The following is a 14,848-nucleotide window of genomic DNA, read 5'->3' on the forward strand; positions in this document are numbered from 1 at the left end:
GGGCTACTTGATGTAGACCAGGCCGTCCGTCGTGACCGTCGGGCGGCCACTGGTGCCGACCACCACGATCTTCACGGTGTGCTTGGCGCTGCCGGCCCAGGACCTGGTCCAGATCGCGTCACGGTACTTCGTGGTCGAGGACTTCAGGTCCACGGTGGCGACCTTGGTGCCGTCCACGTACACGTACGCCTGCCCGGAGGTGGTCGCCCGCGAGACCGTCCACGCGGCGGACTTGCCGGTGAAGGTCCAGGTCAGGCTCGCGTTCTTGGAACCGCTGGAGTACGACTTCCCGCCGAGGTAGCTGGTGGAGGACCGGCTCGTCCAGCTGCCGGACTTCGTGGCCGAGGTCTCCTGCAGGATCATCGGCGTGTACGAGGGCGAGGAGGTGCGGGTGTTGCCCGCCACGTCGGACGCCTGCATCGACCAGACGCTCGCGGTACCGGACTTGGCGGTACGGCTGGAGCTGGTGGTGGTCGGGCCGAAGGTGGCCGTCGTCGGGGACAGCAGGCTCACCGACTTCAGGGTCTGGGAGTCGGCGGCCTTCCAGCCGAGGGTGACCGGAACGGCGGTGGGGTTCACCGTGCCGGTGCGCAGGGTGATCTTCGGCGTGGTGGAGAAGGTCGGCGCGGTGGTGTCGGTGACGACGGTCAGCGCGCCGGTCGCGGGAGTGGCCTTGCCGGACTGGTGCACGGCACGTACGGCGACCTTGTGGCTGCCCGCGGTCAGGGTGGTGCCCGCCGAGGTGGCCGTACCGGACGCGGTGGCGACGACCTTGCCGTCGACGAGCAGCTCGAACTTCGAGATCAGCGAACCCGGCGTGGTGGCCGTCCACTTCGCCGTGATCGCGCCCTTCGTGTAGTACGTCGAGCCGGACAGGGTCGCGCCGCTCAGCGAGGTGAGCTTGAGGCCCTGCACCGGGCCGGACGCCCAGGCGCGGATGGTCGGCAGCTGGGTGTAGAGGGTGTTGCCAGGGCACTCGGTGGCGTAGCCGTCGCGGTGGCCGGAGACCCGGTTGAAGGTGTAGGGCCGGCCCGCGGTGAAGCTCGTGCCGGCGAGGTTCTGCTGGGTCGCACCGGCCGTCAGCTGGACCGTGGAGTCGGGGTCGACGCCGTACTGGCCGAGCTTCCAGGCGGTGATCCGGGCGACCGAGGTGAGGGCGGCGTTCGAGGCGCCCGCGTCGGTGTAGTTGCCGAGGATCGCGATGCCGGTGGACTCACGGTTCCAGCCGTAGGTGTGCGCGCCGAGGACCGGCAGGTCCACACCGCCCTTGCGGCCCTCGAAGATGGTGCCGCACTTGTCGACGAGGAAGTTGTAGCCGATGTCGTTCCAGCCGTTGCTCTGCGTGTGGTACGCGTAGATGCCCCGGACGATCGCGGCCGAGTCGGTGCATGAGTAGTCGTTGGAGTCGGCCGTGTGGTGCACGAAGACGGCCTTCACATCGGCGTTGTACTCCGACGGGTCAGGGCTGAGCGACTCGTCGGCGCCCCAGCCGGCGCGGGAGACGATCGTCGGTTCGGGGGCCGTGGACGGAGGCGCGGTGGGGATGGTGGCGGTGGGGGTGGGCGTGGACGTGGCCGTGTCGGTCGGGGTCGCGGTCGCGGTCGCTGACGTGCTGTCACTCACCGTCGGAGTCGGAGTCGGAGTCGGAGTCGGAGTCGGAGTCGGCGTGGGTGTGGGTGTGGGTGTCGGAGTCGGCGTGGGTGTCTCGTCCACGGCGAACGCCGCCGGGTCGGTGTCTTCGCCCGCGTCCCGCTGCTCCGCGGCGGTCGCGATGCCCGGGTCCACGAGGTTGACCTCAAGTCCCTTGGGCAGTCCGGCACTTGTGCTGCCGTCCTCGTGGACGACCTGCACCTGCACGCCGTCCGAGGGGCCGACCCACAGCGGTTCGGACGCGCCGCGCGCGCCGCTGCGCTCGTCGGGGTCCTCCGGCGGGTCGATGTTCGTCTCCAGGTCCTGCCAGGCGGACCACTCGCCCGTCTCGCTGTCGCGGGTGCGCACCTGCGCCTTGCCCTCCAGCGGCTTGGTCAGCCCCGTCCACGAGACACCGAGCAGCGAGAACTGCTTGGTCTCGGTGCGCGGCAGTTCCCGCTTGCCGGTCGCGGTGCCCTTCAGCGTCAAGTCGTAGACCTTCACCGGCCGTTTGGGCTGAAGGTCCCCCGCGGCGTCGGTGGACGGACTGGCGGCGGCGTAGGTCACGATGCCGCCGCCCCCCAGAACCACCGCACCGAGCGTCAGCCACGCCCGCCGCTTCATGCTGAGCGGTCTGTACGCACGGCTTTTACGACGACTCACTACCCCACCCCTGAATTTGGTCACAGAAACACCACCTGGCACACAGGTGGCACTTACACAGCGTTCGAACAATGCCAGGTGTTACTGGTGTTCGAAGCGGGGTGCCCGGGATGTCCGGCCCGCTGTGACACTTCTGTGAAGTCCGGCGCTGTTGACCATGGGGGACATGGGCAAGGGCGACCGTGCCGTACGGTGCGGAGTCGCCACGAACCGGTACGGACGGGAAAGTTCTTGGGCCAGGGAGGGGAACCCCGCCGCGTGCAGGCGTACGACGGGGAACTGGGCACGGCCGTCGCGCGGGCCCAGGAGGGCGACGAGAGTGCCTTCGCGGTCGCCTACCGGCTGGTGCAGCCCGGACTGCTCGGCTATCTGCGCGGGCTGGTCGGGGAGGACGCGGAGGACGTGGCGTCGGACGCCTGGCTGGAGATCGCCCGGGACCTGGGCCGGTTCCGGGGCGACGGGGCGGGCTTCCGCGGCTGGACCGCGACCATCGCCCGGCACCGGGCCCTGGACCATCTGCGCCGGCAGAAGGTGCGGCCCCGGTCGGCGGCGCTGGAGCAGGACATGCTCGACCTGCCCGGCCCGTACAGCACCCACGACCAGGCGCTGGAGTCCCTCTCCACCGAGTACGCCCTGGAACTGGTCCGGGGACTGCCGCGGGACCAGGCCGAGGCGGTGCTGCTGCGGGTGGTGGTCGGACTGGACGGCCCCGCCGCCGCCCGCGTCCTCGGCAAGCGCCCCGGCGCGGTGCGCACCGCGGCGTACCGGGGGCTGAAGCGGCTGGCGCAGCAGCTGGGCGCCGAGAGAGTGACGGATGACGGCCCCAGGACGCTGGGGGAGTCGACATGACAGGTGGGGACGCCACCTCGGACAGAGACGGACACGGCATGGGTGACGAGCGGAGCGGCGACGCGGCGGGCCGCCGGTCTGCGCACCCGCACGAGCCCGTGCGGGGCCGGACCCCAGGGGAGGGACGGCAGCCGTACGACGACAGCCCCCTTGAGGCGCTGCTCGCCGCGGCCCTGCGTGGGGAGAAGTCCGACGGCGAGGCGGAGCGGCGGGCCGTGGCCGCCTTCCGGGCGGCGCGGGACGCCGGGGCGCACCGCGCGCGGACCCGGCGCCGGGACGACTGGCGGCCCCGTGCCCAGGGCCGGAGGGCACGTTCCCTGAAGGCGACGCTCTCCGTGCTCCTCGCGAGCCTCACGCTCGGCGGTGTCGCCTACGCGGCGATCGGCTCGGCGGGCGGGGGTCCGGACGGGGGCGCGCCCGACGGCAAGGACGTACGCCCGAGCGTCCCGGCGAGCACCCCGGCCGAGTCGCACAGCAGCGCGCTGCCTACCGCGCCCTCCCCCGCCGAACGCCCGTCCACCGCGAAGGACACCCTGGCGCACTGCCGTGTCTACGAGAAGCTCCGGGGCCGGGGCAAGGCGCTGGACTCGACGGCGTTCCAGCGGCTCGTGACGGCGGCCGGCGGCGAGGCGCACGTGAGCGCCTACTGCACCGCGCTGACGGACCCGGCCGACGCGAAGGGCGCGGCCGACGCGAAGCGCGCGGACGGGGCCGCCAACGGCGCGGCGAACGCGAACGGCGGAGGCAACGCCGAGGACACGGGGAACGGCGGCGACGCGGGCAACGCCGATGACGCGGGCGGCGCGAACCCGGGGAAGCAGAAGGGCGAGGCGAGCGGCGGGCAGAACACGGACGGGAACACGTCCGGCAAGCAGTGACCCGGCGCGGCCGAATCGACGGCCGGGGCCGCCACCCCTGGTCCGTTGAGCCATAAAGGGTCCCTTGTCAGGCGCCGCTGTCGGTTGGGCCCCTGCGGGCTGTCGCGCCAGAGATCGATATCCCGAAGCCGAGGCATCGGCGTGGTGATCCGGCAGATGGCCGGAGGGCCGGCTCTGTGGCACACCTGGCCGGAATCACCCTTTCGATCTGACGTTCGGCATATCGGCGGCTACTGTCCTGGACCGTGGAGGAAAGTGGATCAGAGACCCTCCGGTTCTCCCTGCTCGGCCCGCTGCGTGCCTGGCGGGGGCTTGCTGAACTGGCACTCGGCTCCCCCCAGCAGCGTGCCGTGCTCGCGGCCCTGCTGCTGAGCCGGGGGCGGGCGGTCGCCTTGGCCGATCTCGTGGACGGGATCTGGGGCGCAAAGCCGCCTCAGGGCGCTGTCGCGATGGTGCGCACCTACATCTCCCGCCTGCGCAGGTTGCTTGAGCCCGAGCGGACACCGGGACAGCCGTCCGGGCTGCTGGTCTTCATCGGAGACGGATACGTCTTGCGGACCGACAGGGTCTCCAGTGACCTGGCCGCGTTCGAGGAGGCGGTGGCGCGGGCCGAGCGGCGCCGGGCGGTCGGCGACAGACCCGGCGCGGTCGGTTTGTTGCGTACCGTACTGGCCACCGGGGAGGGTACGGCGCTGGCCGGAGTACCCGGTCCCCGCGCCGAAGCCGCGCGGACCGATCTGGCCGAACGGCGGCTGGGCGCCTTGGAGTTGCGGCTGTCCATGGAACTGGAGCTGGGTCGGCACGAGGCGGTGGTGCCGGAACTGCTGGCGTTGCGCGACGAGCATCCACTGCGTGAGGCCGTGAGCGAGCTGCTGCTGACCGCCCTGTACCGGTGCGGGCGGCAGGCCGAAGCGATGGAGGCCTACGCCAGGACGCGCCGCCTCCTGGTCGACGAGCTGGGCATCGAGCCGGGCCCGTCCTTACGTGCCGTACACGCACGACTTCTGGCCGGTGACCTCGCGCTCGCCCAGCCGAAGCTCCACACACCGGCCGACGGCACCCATGCCCCGGACGGTCCCGGTGCGGGGCCTCACCAGGAACCGGTCGCTTCGTCGGCGGCCCGCCGGACCGGGGCCGTAGGCCCTGCCCAACTTCCCGCCGACCTGACCCTGTTCACCGGCCGCCGCGCCGAACTCGACCGTGTATCGACCCTGTTGCCCGAGGGTGATGGCCCGCCCGGCAGCGCGGTCATCGGCGTCGTCGACGGAATGGCCGGGACGGGCAAGACCACTCTCGCCGTGCACTGGGCCCACCGGATCGCCCACCGCTTCCCCGACGGCAGTCTCTACGTCAACCTCCGCGGCTACGACCCGCACGGCTCCCGGATGCTTCCCGGCTCCGCGATCGAGATGTTCCTCGTCGCGCTCGGTGTGGCTCCACAGGCTGTCCCCGAGGGACTCGACGCGCAGGCCGCCCTCTACCGCAGCGTCCTCGCCGACCGGCGCGTCCTGATCGTGCTGGACAACGCCCGTGACACCGAGCAGGTACGGCCGCTGCTGCCCGGCACACCCGGCAGCCTCGTGATCGTCACCAGCCGCAGCCGGCTCAGCGGCCTGGTCGCCGGGCACGGCGCACATCCGATCACGCTGGGCGTGCTGAGCACCGAGGAAGCGTTCGAGTTGCTGACCCGGCGGCTCGGCAGCGCCCGCGTCGACGCCGAACCGGAGGCCGTCGCCGCCATCGCCGATCTGTGCGCGCGGCTGCCGCTGGCCCTGGCCATCGTGGCGGCCCGCGCCGCCCACCATCCACACTTCCGGCTCGCCGCCATCGCCGAGGAGCTCCGGCATGACCACGGCAGCCTCGACGCGTTCGTCGGCGACGTCGTCGGCAGCGATGCCCGTGCCGTGTTCTCCTGGTCGTACCAGGCCCTGTCGCCCGGGGCGGCCGGGCTCTTCCGCCGCCTCGCCCTGCATCCCGGTCCCGACATCACCACCGCCGCGGCCACCGCGCTGACCGGCGCACCACCACGTGAGGTCCGCGCTCTGCTGACCGAGCTCACCGGGGCGAGCCTGCTCATCGAACGCGCCCCCGGCCGGTTCGTCTTCCACGACCTGCTGCGCGCCTACGCCGACGAACTCGCCGAGACCGAGGACAGTGAGAGCGCCCGCGGCGCGGCGCTGCTGAGGATGCACGACCACTTCCTGCACACCGCCCACAACGCCTCCTCGGTCCTCGATCCGTTCCGCGAGACCATCGCCTTGCTGCCGAGCACAACGGGCAGCGAGCCCCTTGGGTTCAACGACCGGGCACAGGCGACCGCCTGGCTGCGCACGGAGCGGTACGTCCTGCGCGCGATCGTTGAACACGCCGCCGCCCACGGCTACGACCAACATGCCTGGCGCACCGCCGCCGCCCTGGACGTCTACTTCAACCGGCTCGGTTTCTGGCACGACCTCCTGGAGATCAACAGCGTGGCGCTGGGAGCGGCTCAGAAGCTCGGTGATCCCAACGGCCAGGCGTACTCCCTGTGCGGTCTGGGCGTGGCCCACTCCCAGCTCGACCACGCGAAGCCCTCGTTGCGGTACTTCGAACGTGCGCTGGACCTGTTCCGGGACACCGACGACCCGTTCGGTCAAGCCCGTGTCCATCGTGGCCTCGCCTATCTGGCCAACCGGACGGACCGGCCCCTCGCCGCCCTCGACCACTACGCACAGGCCCGCGCGCTGTTCCGGGCCGAGGGCGACCTCAACGGCGAAGCCGGGGTGCTCAACCAGGTCGCGTGGACGTACATCCTGATCGGCGACCACGACAAGGCACTCGACTGCGGTCGGGAAGGCATCCTCCTGTACGAGGAGATGGGCGACCCCTACGGCGCGGCGGCGACGCGGGACACCATCGGTTACGCCTATCACCACCTCGGCCGGCACGAAACGGCCATCGAGCACTTCGAGGTGTCGGCGCGGCTCTTTCACGGGATCGGCGACCGCTTTCTCGAAGCCGAGGTCCTGCGCCACCTCGGCGCCGCCCGCCGTGCCATCGGCGACCGGGACGCGGCCCGCGAGGCGCTGCGCTCGGCACTCGAGCTGCTGGAGGAGATGGGCCACGCGGACGCCGAGGACGTGCGCGTGGACCTGCGCGGCCTGGACGCCGATGAGCCGGACGCAGCGGCCGGTCACTGACGCCTTCACCGGCCCTGCCCATCGGTCAGCAAGCCACGTCGGTCTCCTCCTCCCACACCTCTTCCACCACGATCCCCTTTTCCCGCAGGGCGAGGCGAAGGCTGCGCAGCGCGTAGTACACGCGGGACTTCACGGTGCCCCGCGGAATCCCGAGTTCGTCCGCGGCCTGCTGGGTGGTGCGGTCCGCGAAGAACGTCGCCAGGAGCACCTCACGGTGTGCCGGCGTGAGCTTCTGCAGGGCCTCGTGCAGCACCAGGGACGACAGCATTTGTTCGATGTCGTCGACCTCGGCGCACATGTCGCCCAGCCAGCTGGTGCCGCTGATCTCCAACGGTCGCGCCATCCGGGTCCGGTGCGCGTCGATGACGAGGTTGCGGGCGACCCGGAACATCCACGGGCGTACGGCCATTCCCTCGTCGTCGGTCAGGTTTCGGCTGTTCCAGCAGCGCAGCAGCGTCTCCTGGAGGACGTCCTCCGCGCGGTGCGTGTCCCCGTCCAGCATGCGCAGTACGTACGAGTAGAGGGCCGGCCCGTGCTCCAGATAGAGGTCGCGCAGCGCCCGTTCCTCGGGAGAGACCGCGCTCGCCGATCCGATGGCCGTCACGTTCATGGATTACTCCTGCTCCTTGGGTCGACCTGCCCCGGCCGATCGCGGGCCGGAGCGGGGTCTCCTGGGGGAAGGGAGTGTTCCGAGGGACGTTCCACGTCCGTTTGACGCTCGTTGTACGAGCCGATTGACGGGCCGGTCAGCGGTGGTGCGCGGAGGGAGTGCGCGGGGTGGCCCGCGGGATTCAGGCGTACACCTCCTCCAGCGCCTCAACGTGCCTGTGGACCAGTTGGGCGAGTTCGGTGTGGCCGGGGGGCAGCGGACCGCGACGCTTCAACATGCCCCACATGTGCAGCAGCTCGCGTCCGTGGGCGACGGCGGCCCGTTCGTCGTCGAGCCGCTGCCAGGACGCCGCCGCCCGGGTCACCTCCGTCGGCGCCCGCTCGTCTCCGGCCCTGCACCGGATGCGGGCCACGGCCAGCGCCAGCACAACGGCCTCGCGGTAGTCGCCACGCAGGTGCGCGAGGTACGCCTCCAGAGCCCGCGCCTCCACCGCGTGCGGATGCTCGGCGCCCACCGAACCGGTCAGGCTCTCGCGCAGTGCGGTCGCGTCGGCGAACGCCTCGTCGAGTCGGCCGGTGGTCGCCAACGCGTTGATACAGCCGATTTGTTCGGCGAGTTCGGCGGGCGGCAGGTCGACGGCGGGGACGGGTTCCCGCGCGGCGGTACGGGCGGCGGCCGTGGCGCGGGCACGGGCGACCGCGGTGGCGATGGCGGAGGCGGCGACCGAGGTGGCCGAGGGCGGGGGAGCGACGTCGGGGGACGACTCGAAGACCGGCTCGGGTTCCGGCCGGGATGTCGGCTGCGGTTCGGGTTCCGGTGCTTCCTCGGCGTCGTACCCGAGGATGTGGCTGGAGCCGTCGGGCAGCACCTGGAGGACGAAGTGGGCGGCGCCGGGGCCGCTCTCGACCGTCGCCTCGACGGCGGCGTCGCGCTCCTCCGCGTGCCGCTGCAACTGGTCCAGCACGGCCTCGTGCACGGACTGGCCCGGCGCGGGGACCAGTGGGGCGCCGTCGATCTCGGCGAGGCCCTCGTCGCAGATGTACACCTCGAAGTGGTCCATTGCTGTCCTCCTCATGCGGCGGGTTCGGCGGTGTCGGTGGAGCTGGGGGTGACGCCGGGGGTGGCGCCCGTGGGCGGGGCGGCGATGCCCTTGTACTTGGCGAACTGGGCGCGGATGGACAGGACGTAGCTCAGGGCGTCGTTCGACTGCGGGACTCCCTTGGCCGTCTTAACGGCGTCCATCCCGATGGCGTAGCCGGTCAGAGCGAGGTCCAGGACGCTGTTGGTGGTGGTGCCGTTCTCGTCTGTGGACTTCACGATCGTGCCGTCGTCGAGCAACTTCTGGCCCTGGTCGGCCAGGTCACACATGTAGCGGCCCTGGGCCATGATCGAGTCCGCGTTGTCCGTCGCCTGCGTCTTGCCGTTGTCGTCGTCGTCCTTGCCGTACTGCTTGAAAACGTCCGGCGGCAGCTGCGAGATGCCCACCTCGCCCCTGGGGCCGATCAGGGTCGCGTTGAAGCCGGACGCCTTCTCCACCTGGGAGGCGATGACGATCGGGCCGATGGCGTCGCACAGCTTGCCGGCCTTCTCGATGGGGTCCACCAGGTCCTCGGGGACGGTGGAGGTGTCCAACTCGCCTTTTCCGTCGCCCTGGAGGACGGTCAGCATCCGGTTCGCGGTGTCGTTGTCGCTGCTGTAGTTGTCGGCGCTGCCGCCACCTCCTCCGAAGAGCAGGATCAGCGCGATGAGCGGGGCCAGCAGGACACCGAAGCCGCCGAAGATGATGATGAGCGGCACGGCGCCCGCTATGGAGAGCGGGATCATCATGCAGCCGCCCGCGCCGGCGCCGGCTATCCCGTACATGACGGCCTTCGAGCCGCCGCCCTCCTCGCTCTCTCCCGCACCCATCTCTGTCCGCCTTCTTCCTTCTTCTCATCTCGTCTTGAACCGCTGTGGCCGCATGGCCCGTTGTGCTGTCGGACGGCCCCGGTAGATCGAAACGGGCCGCACAGTCAAAAAGTTCAAACCAGTGGAAAACCGGATGAGTCAGAGCAGCGGAAGTGCGAGCAGCCAAGAGGGAGGCGGGAAGAACATCATGGGCACTCCTTCGGCGACACCGCCGGGCCCGCAGTCATGGGTACGGGGACCGAAATCCACACAGTCGGCGGCGCCGGCACCGCCGGCGAAGGACGGCGCCGCGCCCGCATCCGTCGGGCCTTCCGCACCGGCCGGACCCCAGGCCCCTGTCGGTCAGTCGGCGTACTCCCCGCAGAACCGCTCCGGCGGCGGGCTGCCGTCGGCACCCGTGCGGCAGGCGGCTCCGGCACCTCGGGCGCAGGCCGTGGTTCAGCCCGCGCCGCGGCCTGCGGCGCCTGTCGGCTTCCGGCCCGCGGCCCCCGACGTGCCGTCGGCCGCCGCCCCTCGGACCACGGCGCCCGCCCCGCGGCAGGCCGCCCCCCGCTCCGCCACCCCCGCACGCAAGGCCCCTCCGGCCCGCGCGGCGGAGGCCGGCTGGGGTCGGCCGAAGCGGCCCAGGACGGCAGCGCGGGGCAGGTCGCGGGAGGACGTCGGATGGGTCAAGGCGCACGGCGGGTCCGGCGCGACCTCGCTGGTCGAGGCCCTCGGTGGAGTGGACCTGGGCGCCCGTTGGCCGGAGCCCGCCCGCGGCGAGCCGTACCGGATCGTGCTGGTCGGCAGGACCAGCGCGGCCGGACTGCGGGCCGTCTCCCAGGCGCTCGGCGCGCTCAAGGACGGCAAGGCCCCGCAAGGGCTCGAACTGCTGGCCGTGGTCCTCCTCGCCGACGCCCCCGGACGGCTTCCGCTCAGTCTGCTGCGCCGGATCCGGGTCCTGCGTTCCGTCGCCCGAGTGCACCGCGTGCCGTGGATCCCGGCGTGGCGCACGGGCGACCACCCGAAGTACGTACCCAGGCAACTCGTCACGCTCTCCAAGCTGGTGGGCGGCGAGCTCTACGGCGAGGGAGCCGTGTCGTGAGCCAACTCCTTTCCGGCGCAGAGTACTTGGCTGCCTGGGATCCGGGCGGCGACGGCCAGACGATCCTCAACGTCCTCTGCTGGGGCGCCTCGGCCTGTGGCGTCGCCGGACTGATCATCGTCGGCATGCAGATGGCGCTCCAGCTGCGCCGCGGCGACCCGGGCGAGGGCGGCGAGCACTTCCGCGGTGTCTTCTACGTCGTCCTCGCCTGCGTGATCGCCACCACGGCCGGTCCGCTCGTCCTGTTCCTCGGCGACCTGACCCTTCAAGGCCCCTAGGGCCAACACGCCTTCCAGAACCGCAAGTTCACCTTCTCGCCCACCGCCCAGGCCGGGCGCCGACTCCTCGGAGAATCCCCATGTCCGCACTGCTCGAAGCCACCAACGTCCTTGCCGCGGGAGTTCCCCAGCCGAAGGGCAACGCCCCCGCCGAACTGACCGACAAGGTCGACCTCGTCCTCGGCATCCTCGCCTGGGCCGGCACCGCGGCCGGCGTCTGCGGCGTGCTGGTCACCGGCGCGATGATGGCCATCTCCGTCAAGCGGGGTGAGAGTTCGGAGCACATGAGCCGCCTCGGCATGGTGCTCGGCGGCTGTGTCCTGGTGGCCACGGCCGGCCCGCTCGTCAAGTTCGTCTTCTGATGGGACGGGCAGTTGGTCTGTTCCGGCGCGGAGAACGGCGGTCCGAGGAGGCCGGGCCGTACTGGAAGCAGCGCAGCTGGCAGGCATCGGCGGGGTTCCTCGGGCTGGTCGTCGTACTGGGCGGGGTCACCGCGCTGACGTCCGGCTCGGGCACCGGCGGTGACCGTGTCAGGGCGTCGGCGTCCAACGGCCCGCTCTCCGGTATCTCCACCAAGAAGGACGGCCGCCCGTCCGGCTGCCGTACCGACGACAGCGCGGGCGACGCGATCCCCACATCCGTACCCAAGGACATCAGTTGGCGCCCGCTCGACGTCGGGCGGGTACCGGTCTCCGCCTCGGCGGGGCCGACCAGAATCCAGGGTGCCGTGTGGTGGTGCTTCGCGCACACACCCATGGGCGCCGCGCTGGCCGCCACCGTGATCCCCACCCAGATGAGCGGATCCCAGTGGCGCACCGTCACCGACCAGCAGGTCGTCGCCGGGCAGGGACGTGACCTGTTCGTGTTCCAGCGCACCGCCGTGCCGGACACGGACGGTACGAACAGCGCCCCGGCCACCTCGTCGTACGCCGGGTTCCAGGTGACCTCGTACACGAGCAGGGCGGCGAGCGTCGGACTGTTGATCAAGAGCGCGCAAGGCTATGCCAGGACCAGCGTCGACGTGCGCTGGAGCGGTGGCGACTGGAAGATCCAGCCCGACGGAAGCGGCGGACTGTACTCGCAGTTGGCCTCCGAGCAGAGCGCGATCGGCTACACACTTTGGGGGGTCTGACGTGGCGGCCTGCAGCAACGGGAATCCGCTCGCCGACGCGATCACCGGTTTCTTCAGCTTTCTCGGCGACCCCGTCGGGACGGTCATCGGTCTGATCGCGAAGAGCATCCTCGCCGCCGCGATCGCGGTGTTCGCGGGGCTGGCCGAGAGCGTTCCGACCCTGGACGACACGACCACCTCGCACGACCTCAGCGACAAGACATCGTGGATCGTGGTCTATCTGGCCGTCGGTTCGCTGTTGTTCGCGGCCGGCAAGATGGCGATCGAGCGCAAGGGCACCGCGGGCGTCACCGCGCTCAAGGGCATCATGCGCGTCGTCCTCGTCTCGGGCGCCGCCACCACCATCTGCCTGGCCGCCGCGAGGATCGCGGACAACTACTCCACCTACCTGTTCGACGACTCCGTGCAGAAAGCGCTGGACAACATCGGCGCCTGCGGCGACAACAGCAACATCCAGTCCTTCCTGCTGCTGGTTCTCGCCTTCCTGCTGCTGCTCGCGGGCATCCTGCACACGATCCTGATGTACATCCGGCTCGGCGTCATGATCATCATGCTCGGCACCCTTCCGATCGCCGCCGCGGCCTCGATGACGGACTGGGGCGCCGGCTGGTGGCGCAAGCACATCGGCTGGATGATCTCCTGGCTGCTCTACAAGCCCGCGGTCGCTCTCGTGCTGAACGCCGGGATGGCGATGATCGCCGTGGGCCAGAACAGCAACACGGGCGCCAGCGTCAACACCCGCATCGCCGGTATCGGCGTGATGCTCCTCTCCGCCATCGCGCTTCCCGCGCTGCTGAAACTCATCGTGCCCGCCGCCGCGGCCATGGGCACGGGCAACCCGATGGCCGCCACGGGCCAGGCGGGCAGCCAACTGGCAACCGGTGCCGTGCAGGTCGGCGCCATGAGCGGCGGGTCCGGCGGTGGCGGACAGGCGGGCCCGAGCGGAGCGAGCGGCAGCGGCGGTGCCAGCGGCTCGTCCGGGTCCGGTGGTTCATCCGGTTCCAGCGGCTCGGACGGTGCCAACGGTTCATCCGGTTCCAGTGGGTCGGACGGTGCCAACGGTTCATCCGGTTCGCGCGGTGGGGGCGAGGTCGCGACGGGCGCGGGCAAGGAAGCCGCCGCGATGGGCGGCCCTGTCGGTATCGCGGTCCTCGCGGCCGTGGCCGCGGCCCAGGTCGCCGGCTCGACCGTCTCCGGTGCCGTCGAGGGCGCCGACGGCGAACTCGGCAACAACAAGTGAGCCCGGGGGAGGCGACGACACCCAGGCCGTACGCCCGTCGCCGCCTCCCCTGACGAACGGCCGTCGGGCTCCCCTTCCCCCACGGAGCCCGGCAGTCACCCCCATCGCCCCCCAACTCGAGCAGTGCTCCCGTCACTTCACGAAAGGAACCGGTCACATGTCCACGGAAGCCGTCTCCCATCCGACCTACGGGAACTGGCGCAGGCCGAGGCGGGCGGGGCTCGGCCCGCTCGGACTCCTCGGTACCTTCGTGATCTTCGGCGGACTCGTCGCCACGCTGCTGGCGTCGCTGATCTCGCTCTACGCGGCGGTGATCGTGTTCGTGCCCGTCGTCCTGTTCCTCATCCCGCTCGCCATCCGCACCCAGGACGGCCGCAACGTCTACCAGTTGTTCGCCCTGCGTGTCGGCTGGTGGCGCCGGAAGGCCGCGGGCGCGCACCTCTACGTCTCGGGCCCGCTGTCCGCGCGGCCCGGGGGCCGGTTCCGCCCACCGGGGCTGCTCAACAAGGTCACCGCGACCGAGGGGCGTGACGCCTACGACCGCCCCTTCGGCATCCTGCACCATCCCCAGCGCGACCTGTACACGATCGTCCTGGGCTGCGACCCCGACGGCGGTTCGCTCATCGACCCCGACCAGGTCGACGTCTGGGTCGCGCTGTGGGGCGAGTGGCTGGCCCGGCTCTCCCACGAACCCGGGCTGAAGGGTGCCACCGTGATCGTGGAGACCGCCCCCGACCCCGGCACCCGGCTCGCCCACGAGGTGCTGCCCCGCATCCGCCCCGACGCGCCGCCCGCCGCCCGCGCCGTCATGGAGGAGGTCGTCGAGCGCTACCCGAGCGCCTCCTCCGAGATGCACACCTACGTCACCCTCACCTACGGCAACCCGGCGGGCCAGAAGCGCAAGAAGGAGGACGTGATCACCGAACTCGCCATCCGTATCCCGGGCCTGCTCAGCGGCCTGGTGGCGGCCGGCGGCGGCGCCGCCTACCCGCTGTCGTCCGAACGGATCGCCGAGGTCGTCCGGGTCGCCTACGACCCCGCGGTCGCCGCCGACGTCCTCAACGCCCGTGCCCTGGAAGGCGGAACGGGACTGGAGTGGGACGACGCGGGACCCGCCGCCGCCGTGGAGACGGTGAACGCCTACCAGCACGACTCGGGTGTCTCCCGCACCTGGATGCTGACCCTGGCGCCGCGTGGCACCATCCGCTCCTCGGTGCTGCGCGGCATGCTGGAGGCGGCCCCCGGGACCCGGCGCAAGCGGGTCGCCCTGGTCTACCGGGCCATCGACCCCGCCACCTCGGCCCGGATCGTCGAGGCCGACCGGCGCAGCGCGCAGTTCATGGCCACGTCCGGCAAGGGCATGGTGCAGGCACGCGCGGCCTCCGAGGTGCGGGCGGC

General features: G+C 71.4%; 13 protein-coding genes. 9 read left to right on the plus strand and 4 right to left on the minus strand.

Translation table 11 applies throughout. The annotated features are described in order from the left end of the window. Positions 1-3: 3 nt before the first annotated feature. Positions 4-2,253, minus strand: coding sequence for a peptidoglycan recognition protein (locus ACFVYN_RS09600; protein ID WP_389994966.1), 2,250 nt, complete (start codon positions 2,251-2,253; stop codon positions 4-6). Positions 2,254-2,523: 270 nt separating this feature from the next. Between ACFVYN_RS09600 and ACFVYN_RS09605 the strand changes: the two genes are divergently transcribed. The 3 genes from ACFVYN_RS09605 (at position 2,524) to ACFVYN_RS09615 (ending at position 7,198) form a co-directional block, all read left to right on the plus strand. Beyond that, a complete protein-coding gene (locus tag ACFVYN_RS09605; protein WP_389994969.1) occupies positions 2,524-3,141 on the plus strand; it encodes an RNA polymerase sigma factor in 618 nt (205 codons plus the stop codon). Then, positions 3,138-4,019: a hypothetical protein gene (locus ACFVYN_RS09610; protein ID WP_389994972.1), complete on the plus strand. Its 882-nt coding sequence runs from the start codon at positions 3,138-3,140 to the stop codon at positions 4,017-4,019. The genes ACFVYN_RS09605 and ACFVYN_RS09610 overlap by 4 nt, the downstream gene beginning before the upstream one ends. A 245-nt stretch (positions 4,020-4,264) precedes the next feature. After that, positions 4,265-7,198 carry a BTAD domain-containing putative transcriptional regulator gene (locus ACFVYN_RS09615; protein ID WP_389994975.1) on the plus strand — a complete coding sequence of 978 codons (2,934 nt, stop codon included), beginning with the start codon at positions 4,265-4,267 and terminating at the stop codon, positions 7,196-7,198. 25 nt (positions 7,199-7,223) lie between these two features. On the opposite strand, the gene ACFVYN_RS09620 is transcribed toward ACFVYN_RS09615, so the two are convergent. The 3 genes from ACFVYN_RS09620 to ACFVYN_RS09630 form a co-directional block, all read right to left on the minus strand. Beyond that, the gene (locus ACFVYN_RS09620; protein ID WP_389994978.1) at positions 7,224-7,808 is read right to left on the minus strand and encodes a sigma-70 family RNA polymerase sigma factor; all 585 of its coding nucleotides are present in this window, start codon (positions 7,806-7,808) and stop codon (positions 7,224-7,226) included. A 181-nt stretch (positions 7,809-7,989) separates the two neighbouring features. Then, positions 7,990-8,868 (minus strand): hypothetical protein, encoded by an 879-nt coding sequence (locus ACFVYN_RS09625; RefSeq protein ID WP_389994981.1) that lies wholly within the window; start codon positions 8,866-8,868, stop codon positions 7,990-7,992. An 11-nt stretch (positions 8,869-8,879) separates the two neighbouring features. Then, positions 8,880-9,716 carry a lytic transglycosylase domain-containing protein gene (locus ACFVYN_RS09630; protein ID WP_389994983.1) on the minus strand — a complete coding sequence of 279 codons (837 nt, stop codon included), beginning with the start codon at positions 9,714-9,716 and terminating at the stop codon, positions 8,880-8,882. Positions 9,717-10,149: 433 nt separating this feature from the next. Between ACFVYN_RS09630 and ACFVYN_RS09635 the strand changes: the two genes are divergently transcribed. From ACFVYN_RS09635 to ACFVYN_RS09660, 6 genes are all read left to right on the plus strand, one after another. Further along, the gene (locus ACFVYN_RS09635; RefSeq protein ID WP_389994986.1) at positions 10,150-10,800 is read left to right on the plus strand and encodes a hypothetical protein; all 651 of its coding nucleotides are present in this window, start codon (positions 10,150-10,152) and stop codon (positions 10,798-10,800) included. After that, positions 10,797-11,078 (plus strand): hypothetical protein, encoded by a 282-nt coding sequence (locus ACFVYN_RS09640; RefSeq protein ID WP_389994989.1) that lies wholly within the window; start codon positions 10,797-10,799, stop codon positions 11,076-11,078. The genes ACFVYN_RS09635 and ACFVYN_RS09640 overlap by 4 nt, the downstream gene beginning before the upstream one ends. A gap of 80 nt (positions 11,079-11,158) precedes the next feature. Continuing rightward, entirely contained in the window at positions 11,159-11,440 is a 282-nt protein-coding gene (locus ACFVYN_RS09645) for a hypothetical protein (RefSeq protein WP_351990107.1), read from the plus strand. Next, positions 11,440-12,210, plus strand: a complete 771-nt coding sequence (locus ACFVYN_RS09650) for a hypothetical protein (RefSeq protein ID WP_389994992.1) — start codon at positions 11,440-11,442, stop codon at positions 12,208-12,210. Before ACFVYN_RS09645 ends, ACFVYN_RS09650 begins: the two co-directional genes overlap by 1 nt. A gap of 1 nt (position 12,211) precedes the next feature. Further along, positions 12,212-13,450, plus strand: coding sequence for a hypothetical protein (locus tag ACFVYN_RS09655; protein WP_389994994.1), 1,239 nt, complete (start codon positions 12,212-12,214; stop codon positions 13,448-13,450). A 157-nt stretch (positions 13,451-13,607) separates the two neighbouring features. Then, a partial coding sequence (locus ACFVYN_RS09660; RefSeq protein ID WP_389994997.1) for an SCO6880 family protein occupies positions 13,608-14,848 on the plus strand: 1,241 nt, incomplete at its 3' end.

Origin of the sequence: Streptomyces sp. NPDC058307, from assembly GCF_042880295.1 — a bacterium.
GTDB lineage: Bacteria > Actinomycetota > Actinomycetes > Streptomycetales > Streptomycetaceae > Streptomyces.